Annotated in this window: 11 protein-coding genes; 6 read left to right on the top strand and 5 right to left on the bottom strand. The window is 40.4% G+C overall.

Going from position 1 to position 12,419, the window contains the following annotated elements:
• The first annotated feature begins 122 nt into the window (after positions 1-122).
• Entirely contained in the window at positions 123-470 is a 348-nt protein-coding gene (gene arsC, locus RI557_RS03685; protein ID WP_310667111.1) for an arsenate reductase (glutaredoxin), read from the top strand.
• On the opposite strand, the gene RI557_RS03680 is transcribed toward arsC, so the two are convergent.
• Entirely contained in the window at positions 467-613 is a 147-nt protein-coding gene (locus tag RI557_RS03680; protein ID WP_310667113.1) for a hypothetical protein, read from the bottom strand. The two genes, arsC and RI557_RS03680, sit on opposite strands and share 4 nt — an antisense overlap.
• Positions 614-723: 110 nt before the next feature.
• Here RI557_RS03680 and fumC point away from each other — a divergent pair, with 110 nt between their 5' ends.
• Positions 724-2,124: a class II fumarate hydratase gene (fumC, locus tag RI557_RS03675; RefSeq protein WP_310667114.1), complete on the top strand. Its 1,401-nt coding sequence runs from the start codon at positions 724-726 to the stop codon at positions 2,122-2,124.
• Positions 2,125-2,192: 68 nt separating this feature from the next.
• Here the strand turns inward: fumC and RI557_RS03670 are convergent, their stop codons facing one another.
• Together RI557_RS03670 and RI557_RS03665 are read right to left on the bottom strand one after the other, a co-directional pair.
• Positions 2,193-3,263: a sugar phosphate nucleotidyltransferase gene (locus tag RI557_RS03670; RefSeq protein ID WP_310667116.1), complete on the bottom strand. Its 1,071-nt coding sequence runs from the start codon at positions 3,261-3,263 to the stop codon at positions 2,193-2,195.
• Positions 3,260-3,874 (bottom strand): SprT-like domain-containing protein, encoded by a 615-nt coding sequence (locus RI557_RS03665; RefSeq protein ID WP_310682186.1) that lies wholly within the window; start codon positions 3,872-3,874, stop codon positions 3,260-3,262. Before RI557_RS03665 ends, RI557_RS03670 begins: the two co-directional genes overlap by 4 nt.
• A gap of 186 nt (positions 3,875-4,060) precedes the next feature.
• On the opposite strand from RI557_RS03665, the gene RI557_RS03660 reads away from it, so the two are divergent.
• The 4 genes from RI557_RS03660 (at position 4,061) to RI557_RS03645 (ending at position 8,602) form a co-directional block, all read left to right on the top strand.
• Positions 4,061-4,801, top strand: coding sequence for an ABC transporter permease (locus RI557_RS03660; RefSeq protein WP_310667118.1), 741 nt, complete (start codon positions 4,061-4,063; stop codon positions 4,799-4,801).
• Positions 4,798-5,559, top strand: coding sequence for an ATP-binding cassette domain-containing protein (locus RI557_RS03655; RefSeq protein WP_310667119.1), 762 nt, complete (start codon positions 4,798-4,800; stop codon positions 5,557-5,559). The genes RI557_RS03660 and RI557_RS03655 overlap by 4 nt, the downstream gene beginning before the upstream one ends.
• A gap of 52 nt (positions 5,560-5,611) precedes the next feature.
• Positions 5,612-6,112, top strand: coding sequence for a hypothetical protein (locus RI557_RS03650; protein ID WP_310667120.1), 501 nt, complete (start codon positions 5,612-5,614; stop codon positions 6,110-6,112).
• An 84-nt stretch (positions 6,113-6,196) separates the two neighbouring features.
• Positions 6,197-8,602, top strand: coding sequence for a TonB-dependent receptor domain-containing protein (locus RI557_RS03645; protein WP_310682178.1), 2,406 nt, complete (start codon positions 6,197-6,199; stop codon positions 8,600-8,602).
• 169 nt (positions 8,603-8,771) lie between these two features.
• Here the strand turns inward: RI557_RS03645 and RI557_RS03640 are convergent, their stop codons facing one another.
• Positions 8,772-10,226, bottom strand: coding sequence for a T9SS type A sorting domain-containing protein (locus RI557_RS03640; protein ID WP_310682176.1), 1,455 nt, complete (start codon positions 10,224-10,226; stop codon positions 8,772-8,774).
• 83 nt (positions 10,227-10,309) lie between these two features.
• A complete protein-coding gene (locus tag RI557_RS03635) occupies positions 10,310-12,352 on the bottom strand; it encodes a M3 family metallopeptidase (protein ID WP_310667123.1) in 2,043 nt (680 codons plus the stop codon).
• Between the last annotated feature and the right edge of the window lie 67 nt (positions 12,353-12,419).

Raw genomic sequence — 12,419 nt, 5'->3', positions numbered from 1 at the left:
ATGCTTATCGTTGCTATCTTAAAACTGCAAAATACTAAGAATTACTATTTTTTCATTCTATTCTATTGAAAATATTTGTTGTCAATAGAATCTGATTGTTGAGTTAAACCAAAAATAAAAATATGAGTGAATATACAATCTATCACAATCCGAGATGCAAAAAAAGCAGGGAAGCGCTTCAAATGTTGGAAGATAAGGGTGTCAGCTTTGATGTTGTACAATATTTAAAAGAGGTTCCGACCAAAGAAGAACTCAAAAAAATTCTCGCTAAATTAAATGTTAAACCATTTGATTTAGTGAGAAAAGAGGAAAAGAAGTTCAAAGAAGAGTACAAAAAACTAAACCTGAATGACGAAGAGTGGATTGAAGTAATGCACCAAAATCCAAAGCTCATCCAGCGACCTGTTGTCGTGAAGGGTAATAGAGCAGTCATCGGGAGACCGCCAGAAAATGTAAATGAGCTATTTTAAGCTTCAGTCTTTTCTTCTTCTTTTTTCTCCTCTTCTTCCTTTTCAGGTTTAGCTGCTAAAGGAAGGGTTGTTCCAACTGCAAGAGGTACGAAGAAAGCTGCGCTCGCGATAACGACAAAAACTAAAAATCCTAGAAACTTCATAATCTATTCAATGTTTTCGACCACAAATGTAGAAAATAGCGCAAATGAAATGGCGATTCAGAATAGAAAAGTTTTATTTCGTATTCTGAAAACTCAAAAATAATTGTTCAATGGAATATAGAATTGAAAAAGATACAATCGGAGATGTGAAGGTTCCTGCTGATAAGTACTGGGGTGCACAAACTGAACGCTCCCGAAACAACTTTAAAATTGGTGAACCGGGAAGCATGCCAATTGAAATCGTTCACGGTTTTGCTTACCTCAAAAAGGCTGCGGCTCACACTAATGCTGAGTTAGGAGCTCTCGAAGACGATAAAAAGGAACTCATCAGTAAAGTATGTGATGAAATCCTAAAAGGTGATCTCGATGATCAGTTTCCACTTGTTGTATGGCAAACTGGCAGCGGGACACAATCGAACATGAACGTAAATGAAGTGGTGGCTAACCGCGCTCATGTTTTACAGGGAAACAAGCTGGGAGAAGGAGAGCGGTTTATTCATCCCAATGATGATGTCAATAAGTCTCAAAGTTCTAATGACACTTTTCCAACCGGAATGCACATCGCGGCTTACAAGAAAATTGTAGAAGTTACGATTCCGGGTGTTGAAAAATTGCGCGATACGCTCAAGAAGAAGTCTGACGAGTTGATGAAAGTCGTGAAAATTGGGCGTACCCACCTAATGGATGCAACACCTTTGACGCTCGGTCAAGAATTTTCCGGCTACGTATCACAACTCGATCACGGACTAAAGGCTCTGAACAATAGCTTAGATCACCTGTCAGAACTCGCTTTGGGTGGAACTGCTGTAGGAACCGGAATCAATACTCCTGAGGGCTATGCCGAATTGGTCGCTAAAAAAATCGCAGATTTCACAGGCCTCCCATTTCGCTCAGCTGAAAATAAATTTGAAGCCTTAGCAGCGCACGATGCTTTGGTTGAAACGCACGGAGCGCTTAAGCAACTCGCTGTTTCGCTCAACAAAATAGCCAATGATATTCGATTGCTCGCGTCAGGGCCAAGAGCTGGAATTGGCGAAATCACAATCCCAGCAAACGAGCCCGGTTCATCGATTATGCCGGGCAAAGTTAACCCAACACAGCCTGAGGCACTTACAATGGTTTGCGCACAGGTAATGGGAAATGACGTTGCTGTTACTGTTGGAGGCACGCAGGGACATTACGAACTAAATGTTTTCAAGCCAGTGATGGCTTACAATGTCTTACAAAGTGCTCAACTGATTGGAGATGCCTGCGTATCGTTTAACGACAACTGCGCTGTTGGAATTGAACCTAATGAATCCCGAATCAACGAGCACCTCAATAATTCATTGATGCTCGTCACGGCCCTCAATACCAAAATTGGTTATGAGAAAGCTGCGAAAATCGCTAAAACAGCTCACGAAAATGGGACAACGCTCAAGGAAGAGGCGGTTAACCTCGGGTTTTTGACAGAAGAACAATTCGAAGAATGGGTGCGACCTGAAGATATGGTGGGTTCACTCAAGAAATAATCTTCGATTTAGTCGATAATGATCAGAGCCGAACTTCAATCATGGAGTTCGGCTTTTTTAATTCGTGGTTAAATGTGCTCATCCCCAAACTGCTGACCCAATTTAACTCGCAACGGTTTGATGTTTTGCTCGCTCTTTTTCGATGATATGAGTAAAGCGTCTTTCGTTTCAACAATAATTAGATCCTGAACATCCTGTAATATCGCGACTTTTTCAGGAGTCACATTAATCACGTTTCCTGATGCGTTTTCAAGAAGTGTTTTGCCACTGATTACAACATTTTGATTGGCATCTTTTTCACTAACATCATAAACTGATCCCCAGGTGCCAAGGTCGCTCCAACCAATATCTGCTTCTATGACTTTCACGTTTTCAGCTTTTTCCATAATGCCAAAGTCAATAGAAATAGCCGGGCAATCATTGTATAATTTATCGATGACTTCGCCTTCAGAATGATTCATAAACTTATCGCTGTAAACATCAAAACACTTTTTAACGAGCGGAAGATGTTTTTCAAAAGCTTCTAATATTGTCGCCAAACTCCAAAAAAACATCCCAGAGTTCCATGCAAAGTTTCCAGATTCTACAAACTCTTCAGCAGTTGGCAAATCGGGTTTTTCCCTGAACTGTTTAACAGTTTGTAATCGGTCAGATCCAGCTTCGTATTCGATATAGCCGTATCCCGTATCAGGGCGAGTTGGTTTGATGCCCAGTGTTACAAGGTCATCATATTCTGAAATGTGGTCAATTGCTGAATTGACAGTCGCTTCAAATTCTTTTTGTTTCAATATGAGATGGTCAGCCGGTGTAACGATAAGGTTTGCTTCCTTATCAATAGCAGCGATTTTGTAGGCAGCGTAAGCGATGCACGGAGCCGTATTGCGCATCGTTGGTTCCGTTAATACCTGATCTTCTTTGAGCTCAGGTAGTTGTTCCATTACGATATCTTTGTAATCTTCGTTGGTTACAATCAGGAAAGAGTCTGGCTCACAAACAAACCGGAATCGCTCATAAGTTTGCTGGATAAGCGATTGGCCGGTTCCCAAAATATCCAAAAACTGCTTGGGTGTTTTACTTGTGCTGGCAGGCCAAAACCGGCTACCAACACCTCCGGCCATTATAATACAATAGGTTTTCATGAAACTTTTATTCTGTTTATTTCAGCAAATTCGTTGACTAAGTAATACTTTTCCTTTTGTAAATCTAAACACTTGTAGCGTGTTCGCAATTTTTCTCCTTTTTGAAAAACGCGTTTACCCAGCTTGAATACTTCACCTGTATTAATATCTCTGAGGTGGAGTACATCTTTGTTGTCGTATTTTTTCAGAACCGCAAATAGCCTGGGATCTGAACAGCTCGATGCTTTTGGGTTTTTCATGTGTTTGGTGAGTTCTTTCAAAACATCCTGCGGAAATACTTTTTCGTTGAGAAAGGGATTCATCACATTCATGAAAGCGAGTTTCCACTGGACTCCATGTGGTTTTACCTTGTGTTTGTGGTCCAGGTAAACAAGATAATGAGCAAATTCGTGAATCAGTGTTATGAGGAAAGCGTAGGCATTCAAGTCGGCATTGATTGAAATGCGGTGACCGTGCGTTCCCCGAGGTGAGCGATAATCCCCAAACTTACTCTTACGGGCGCGTTGGATTTTGAGCTGGATCGGCTCTGACCGAAACAATTCAATAACTTGATTGACAGAAGCTGGTGGTATGTATTTTTCGATTACACGCTTGAATTGATCAGCCGGCATTTTATTTCTTTTTATCCCAAGTTGGACACGGTGGATTGCAATCTTTTTTGAAAACTCCACACGATTGAAACAACAAACCCGCAACAAATATTGCAATTATGGTAAAAAGGGTTTTACTTTTCATCGGAATCTTTTGATTTTAGCGTTTGATTTTAGAATGGCTATTTTTACCCAAAATTAAGTAGAATGAAATTGTTGAGCCACATTGGCCGGTTTACGCTGTTAATGCTCATTACATTTAAACGTCCTGAGAGCTGGAAGAGTTTTAGGAAACGGATTGTAACTGAGATGAATGACCTGGGACTGGACAGTTTACCCATTATTGCGGTAATTTCAGTTTTTATGGGAGCGGTGGTTACAATTCAAACTTCTACAAATATTGATAGTGGTTTTATTCCATTGTATACGGTAGGGTTTGCTGCGCGCCAATCAGTAATTCTCGAATTTTCCCCCACGATTATCGCACTCATTTTAGTAGGTAAGGTAGGTTCCAGCATTTCCAGTGAAATAGGAACAATGCGAGTATCTGAGCAAATTGATGCACTCGAAATAATGGGAATCAATAGCGCTAACTTTTTGATTTTCCCAAAAATTATTGCTGCGGTAATTATCAACCCATTTCTCATTACATTGAGTATGGCAATTGGGATTGCCGGTGGTTATGCCGTTGCTGTGGGAACAGGCTTGATTGGAGCATCAGACTATGAGTACGGTATTCAACTCGACTTTAAAATGTATGATTATTACTACGCCATGATCAAAACGGTTGTGTTCGCTTTTGTGATTACTTCAATTCCGGCTTATTTTGGCTATTACACCAGTGGCGGATCTGTTGAAGTTGGTAAGTCCAGTACAACAGCCGTAGTGGTGAGCAGCATTGTTATTTTAGTTCTTAATTATTTACTCACGCAACTTCTGTTGATATGATCAAAACTATTGACCTCTATAAATCATTTGGAGAAACAGAAGTTCTTACTGAGATCAACACAGAGTTTGAACGCGGTAAAACCAATCTGGTGATTGGTGCCAGCGGATCAGGGAAGACGACTTTGACTAAATGTATTGTTGGGTTAATTGAGCCCACAAAAGGAAACGTCCTGTATGAAGGAAAAGATTTTCACGCGATGGACTTCCAGGAAAAAAAAGAAATCAGAAAAAAAATCGGGTTTCTCTTTCAGGGTGGAGCTCTGTTCGATTCTCAAACAGTAGAAGAAAATCTCCGTTTTCCGCTTGATATGTTCACCAATCAAACGGCAAAAGAAAAACTCGATCGAGTAAACTTTTGCCTGGACAGGGTGAATCTAAAAGGCGTTAATAACCTCTACCCGGCTGAGCTATCGGGAGGTATGAAAAAACGTGTTGGTATAGCCCGCGCAATTGCAATGAAGCCAAAATACCTTTTTTGCGATGAACCAAACTCCGGTTTAGATCCCAAAACTTCTATTCTCATCGATAACCTCATCAGTGAGATTACCCATGAATACGATATTACAACGATTGTCATCACGCACGATATGAACTCTGTTCTCGAAATTGGTGAAAACGTGATGTTCATCCACGAGGGAAGAAAATGGTGGGAAGGTTCTCGTAGAGAAATACTACAAACGAACAACCGCGAGGTCGTTGAATTCGTTTATGCTTCCAGTTTTATGCAAACCATTAGAGAAAAAGCCAATCTCAAATAAAACTGTTTATTTGTGACTTGTTTTGAAACGAAATAGCATAACCATATTGCTTTTGGCAACATTTGCCATTTCTTATCTCGGCCCCTATTTGTGGATCGAATATCAGCGATCTGAGGTCAAATCTGAGGTGAAATGGCGCATGATTGACGGAATTGATCGCGAAGAGCTGGTCTTGCTCAAATTTTCAAAACAACAAAGCGAAAACGAGCTGCATTGGGAACACTCAAAAGAATTTGAGTACAAAGGTGAAATGTACGATGTTGTTGAGCGAGAAAATCGCGCAGACTCTGTCTTTTACTGGTGCTGGTGGGATTACGAAGAAACTGAACTCAACAGGGAGCTCGCCTCATTGTTGCAGGATGTCTTTGGATCTGACCATCACAAACAAAAAGAACAATTAGTAACGCAATATTTTAAATCACTTTTTTGGTCAGATCCTCAAGTAAACCAGCCAATTCCAAATAACATTGAAGTTGCCCAAAATAAACCCTACGATTTTTCACTCAAAACAGCTTTGGTAGATCCACCGGAGCAACCTCCAAAATTCGGTTAAACATATTTTCAATTGCGAGCTATACAGCTCAACAGGACTGCTATGCCTTAGAAATAGTAAATGTTTAATCGAAAAATTAAATCCATGAAACAATATTTAATCTTGTGGTTGCTCATGGGATTGTCGTATGCCGGTTTTTCTCAGGAAGTAACCGTTACGAGTGCCGCGAGCGACCAGCCAATTGAATTGGTAACTTTTAGCAGTCAGAACCCAAAGGTTTTTACCACAACAAATGCCGAAGGGAAAGCTGATATTTCAAAGTTCCAGGGATCAGAGTTGATTGAGATAAGGATACTTGGCTACAAAACACGCAGAATGACTTACGAAAAACTCAAAGCTGAAGGGTTTAGTATTCAACTGGAACCTTCAAACCTTAGCCTGGGTGAGGTAGTTGTTTCCGCTAACAGGTGGAACCAGTCATCTTCAAAAGTCCCGTCCAAAATCACCAGTATTTCGAGAAAGGAAATCACGTTGCAAAACCCCCAAACAGCAGCTGATTTACTCGATGTGTCAGGTGAAGTTTTTGTGCAAAAGAGTCAGCAAGGTGGTGGAAGCCCAATGATTCGCGGATTTGCCACAAACAGGCTCCTCTACACGGTTGACGGAGTACGAATGAATACTGCTATCTTTCGCGGTGGTAATATTCAAAATGTGATCTCACTCGATCCGTTTGCTGTAGAAAACACTGAGGTTCTTTTCGGGTCAGGATCTTTGATTTATGGTAGTGACGCGATAGGTGGTGTGATGAGCTTTCAAACGCTCAATCCTCAGCTTTCCCTCACTGATGATCCGTTGATTAAGGGAAATGCTGTTGCACGTTATTCGTCAGCAAATAATGAAAAAACAGGCCATTTTGATGTCAACATAGGATGGGAAAAGTGGGCACTCGTTACGAGCTTCAGTTCAAATGATTATGGAAATCTGAGAATGGGAACTGATGGCCCCAGCGAATATAAACTCCCTTATCATGTTGAACGCATAAGCGGAATTGATCAGGTAGTGGAGAACGAAGATCCGTTTGTTCAAAATCCATCGGGTTATTCACAGCAGAATTTGATGCAAAAAGTTCGGTTCAGACCAAATGAGAACTGGGACTTTGAATACGGGTTTCATTATTCTGAAACGACAGAGTACGGCCGTTTTGACCGCCATTTGCGCACTCGAAACGGAAGACCGCGCTATGCAAAATGGAATTATGGTCCGCAAAAATGGATGATGAACAATCTCAAAATCATGAACAGCAGTTCAAATGCGCTCTATGATGATGTGACGCTACGTGTAGCGCAACAGTATTTTGAGGAAAGCAGAATCGACAGGTCATTTAACGATGATGAGGAGCGCAACCGAATTGAGGAAGTAGATGCTTATTCGGCAAACCTCGATTTCTCAAAGTCGGTTGGAGATAAACACCAGCTTTACTACGGAGCGGAAGCGGTTCTGAACGATGTTACCTCAACAGCTTACATTGAAAACATCATTTCAGGAAATCGTTTTGCAATCGGTACGCGTTATCCTCAATCGACATGGGCGTCTTATGCTGCTTATCTCACTGATTATTACCAGGTTTCTGAAAAAGTGATGTTGCAGGCAGGTGTTCGTTACAATCATTATGTGATTGAATCGGAGTTTGATACTGGTTTTTATGATTTCCCATTCACCGAAGCCAACATTAACAATCGTTCAGTAACCGGAAATCTTGGGTTGGTGTATCGACCAACCAATAGCTGGGTCATTAAAGCAAATGCCTCTACAGCGTTCAGAGCCCCAAATGTTGACGACATCGGGAAGGTGTTTGACTCTGAGCCGGGAGCAGTCGTTGTTCCCAATCCAAACTTAGAAGCAGAGTATGCTTACAGTGCAGATTTGGGAGTAGCAAAAAAGTTAGGTGATATCGTGAAAGTAGATGTTACTGCTTTTTACACGCTGCTCGATAATGCACTGGTTAGGCGTGATTATACGCTTGATGGACAGGATAGCATCATGTATGACGGAATGATGAGTAGAGTTCAGTCTATTCAGAACGCAGCAACGGCCAATGTTTACGGTATTCAAGCCGGCATAGAGATTCATTTGCCTGCCGGGTTTGAATTGTCGAGTGACTTCAATTATCAAAAAGGTGAAGAAGAACTCGATGATGGAACAACAAGTGCATCACGCCATGCTGCTCCATGGTTTGGAGTATCAAGACTTACATACCGTGCAAACAACCTCTCCCTCCAGTTTTACAGCAGGTACAGCGGTAAGATAGAGTACGATGAATTAGCTGTTACTGAGCAGGGGAAGCCTGAGTTATATGCAAATGATGGAAATGGGAATCACTACTCTCCATCGTGGTTTACGGTTAATGTGAAAGCAAACTACCGTTTGACGGAAAACTTAAGTGTAGGTGGTGGAGTTGAGAATATCACGGATCAACTTTACAGGCCTTACAGTTCTGGAATAGCCGCTCCGGGAAGGAATTTTATTCTTTCGCTGAGGGCTAATTTTTAAGCAAAAGGGGGTGTATCAAAAGGCGTATTAAAGTTTAAAATTCATTAAGGAGTAAAATGTAAATACTTCTTAATCACGTTTTTAAATTTTAAATAATTGCCTTTTAATACCGAAAAAATGTAAGATTTTTCGGTATTGATACACCCCCTTGTCCTTATTGATAATCTTATCAACGTTGAATAATGATTTTTTTGCTTAGGTTACCTACTTTCAAGAAATAGACACCATTGTTGAGAGAGCTAACATTGAGTTGAGCATTATTGGATTTTAATGTACCTGATTTAACTAGTTGACCTTTAATATTGAATAGCTCATACTCTAATGATGTTGAATTGGATAAAATATTTACTTGACTATTGGCTGGGTTGGGGAATAATGTGATGTTAATTCTCTCACTTTCGATCACTTCGGACGGTGCTGATACTAATTTGAGTATGTCATTCACTCTAGATAAATTCATTCCATAACTATTACTTTGACTAGGGTATAATGGGGTCATGAAATGAAATTGTGATTCCATTAAAGTTGCACTTGAAACAGAACTTTCATTTGAATCAATAATAGGCTGGTCAGCTATTTTTTTAAGATTTAAATCGTATAGTTTCAATTGGTTTATTTCATAGTCATTGGAGTCGTTTGTACTTTCATTTGAGAAAATAAACAGGGTTTCGTTAAATTGATGTATTAAAGAAATAAAACGGTGTGCACTATCTTTTTGGGTGATAATAGAATCAATAGAGTTGCTGAAATCACTTTTGTTTAGCTTGTATAATTTGCTGTAGAAATAGTTGTTTGAACTATGAGTCAACACTGATGGAAAAATAAAGTTTGCTGTAGATTCCATGGAATTAATGGAACCGGTATCATTAAATGATTTTTCGTCTATGATGTCAAAAGTGTATGGATCAATTGAGCAGATATATGGAATTCTATTATTGAAGGATGCCTCAACTGAATCAGGATTAAAATAACCGTACATATAGATTTGGTTATTATCGTACTTCATGTTTAAAGTATGGCGTGTGAAATTTGTTTTTGCCGTATCAAACTTTACGAAGTTTAAATTTTTGTCGAACTCATAAAGGAATGTGTATTTGAGTTCGCCATTAGCAGAAGCTGAAAACCTCCTGTGTTCAAAGTTGCTGATTATATGGCCATCATCTCTCACTATAACATCCTTGAAGATCATCCTGTAACCAAATCTCGAAGAGTAAGGATGCTGGAAAGTAGCTGTTTTTACAAGGTCAAAATGTTGATCAAACCAAAATATTTTGGGGTCAAAATCTCCGCACTCCTGTATGTTACCGGTCACGACAAACCCGTACTCAGGATGAAGTTTGATGTCAAAGAATTCATTTTGTGGGTTGAGACATTGTGGATCGCTGTAAGTTGTATCATCAATGATTTGATAGGAAGTAGTATCAATACGAGCAAGATAGAAATTGTCTAAACTTTTTGTGCCTACTATTATGAGATCACCATTGTTATCAGCAATCATATTATTGATTCTAATACCGTAATAATCCTGTAATTTTTGAATATTGATATTTTGCCCTTGAAGCTTTTGAAATGAGAATAAGCTTAGAGCTATTAGAAGCAGTATAATGTGGCGAAAAGTGATCATGTGTTAAAATATTATACCGCTAAGTTAAAAAATAAAAAAGACCCGCAAAACATATACGGCTCTTTTTTGCTTTGAAAATGATGTTACCCTATCAATCCAGCTCTTCTCAAAAGCGCATCTGGATCGGGTTCCTGGCCTCTGAATCTTTTGTACAGAATTGAAGGATGTTCAGATCCTCCGGCTTCAAGTACATTTTCTTTGAAACGTTTAGCTGTTTCTGCATTGAAAATGCCGTTTTCTTTAAAAAATTCAAAAGCATCTGCATCGAGAACCTCTGCCCATTTGTAGCTGTAATATCCTGCGCTGTAGCCTCCCTGGAATAGGTGCCCAAATTGCGTACTCATAGCTGTTCCATCTACATTTGGGAGCACATCGGTTTTTGAGAATGATTTTTTCTCTAAATCTGCTACTGTCGTATTTTCAATTTGACTTTCCTCTTTTACATCGTGCCAGTTCATATCGAGCAATCCAAAGCTCACCTGCCTGATAGTTTTGTATCCTTCATTATAAGTCGCACTGGCTTTGAGTCTGTCAACTAATTCCTGAGGGATTTTCTCTCCCGTTTTATAGTGCTTTGCAAAAAGGTCGAGGCACTCTTTTTCGTAACACCAGTTTTCCATTAGCTGAGAAGGAAGTTCAACGAAATCCCAATAGACATTTGGCCCGGTGATGCTCGGGTAGCGTCCTTTACCCAAAATGCCGTGCAATGCGTGACCAAACTCGTGGAACAACGTGGTTACCTCGTTAAATGTGAGCAGAGAAGGCGTGTTGCCTGTCGGTTTGTTGAAATTGCACACAATAGAAACATGAGGCTTTTTTTCTTTACCATTTCGCTTTGATTGCGAGCGGTAGATCGTCATCCAGGCTCCGGCACGTTTACCGGCACGCGGGAAGAAATCGGCATAGAAAATCGCGAGATGGTTCTGATCGTGATCGAGGACTTCATACGTGATGACATCCTTGTGGTATTTGGGAATATCAGTACGTTCCTTAAATGAAATATCGTAGAGCTTACCCGCTGTTTTGAAAACGCCATCAATCACATTTCCCAGCTTGAAATACGGTTTCAACTCTTCGTCATCAACTTCGTATTTAGCCTTTTTGAGTTTTTCGCTGTAATACGAAAAATCCCAGCGTTGAAGATCTTCCAGCCCGTCCTCTTTTTTGGCAAATTCAGCAACTTCCTTCACATCATTCTCGGCAGCCGGCTTAGCTTTTTCGAGCAGGTAATCGAGGAATTCATGAACCTTTTGTGGCGACTCTGCCATGCGTTTTTTCAGCGTGAGGTGAGCGTGCGATTCAAAGCCCAGTAACTTCGCTTTTTTCAGACGGAGAAGCGCTATTTCTTTTACTGTTTCTTCGTTATTTCGGTCATTGTCTTTGTACGCTTTTTTGCCTGATGCCATGAACATTTCCTTGCGTAAATCGCGATTGACGACATACGTCATAAAAGGGAAAAAGCTGGGGAAATGGAGTGTGAAAACAAACCCGTCTTTGTCTCGCTCTTTTGCCTCTGCCTTAGCCGCTTCTTTGTAAGTATCGGGCAGGCCTTCGATTTTTGATTCATCAGTGATGTGCAGCTCGTAATCGTTGGTTTCTTTCAACAGATTCTCGCCAAAGTTGAGCGATAACTTGGCCAGTTTGGTGTTGAGTTCGCGCAGATCTTTTTGTTTATCGGCAGGTAGCTCAGCACCGTTGCGAACAAAATCTTCATACGTGTTTTTGAGTAGCGTTTGCTGATCAGTGTCAAGTGCTTTTTTATCAGTTGTTTCCCAAACTTTTTTGATACGTTGAAAGAGCTCTTTGTTGAGCAGGATGTTATTCGAGTGCTCGGTCAGAGCCGGAGAAACCTCCTGCGCAATAGCCTGCATTTCGTCATTGGTCTCGGCCGAGTTGAGGTTGAAAAAGACCGATGTTACGCGATCTAATCGCTCACCGCTAAATTCGAGTGCCTCAATCGTGTTTTCAAAATTGGGATCGGCATCATTGGCCGTAATTGCATCAATTTCATTCTTGTGTTCGTCAATTGCTTTTTCAATTGCCGGTTTGTAGTCTTCCAGTTTTACCTGGTCAAAAGGAGCCGTTTGAAAAGGCGTATTGAAATCTGATAAAAGTATATTGCTCATGATTGTTGAATCGTTTTATGCGCGAATCTACGAACTAGCCGCGAAATTGTGACGTAAGCATAGCCCG

Origin of the sequence: Salibacter sp. (assembly GCF_031581065.1) — a bacterium.
In the GTDB taxonomy this organism is placed as follows: Bacteria; Bacteroidota; Bacteroidia; order Flavobacteriales_G; family Salibacteraceae; genus Salibacter.
The sequence above is the reverse complement of the archived record's forward strand: the minus strand, read 5'-3'. Positions and strand labels throughout refer to the sequence as shown.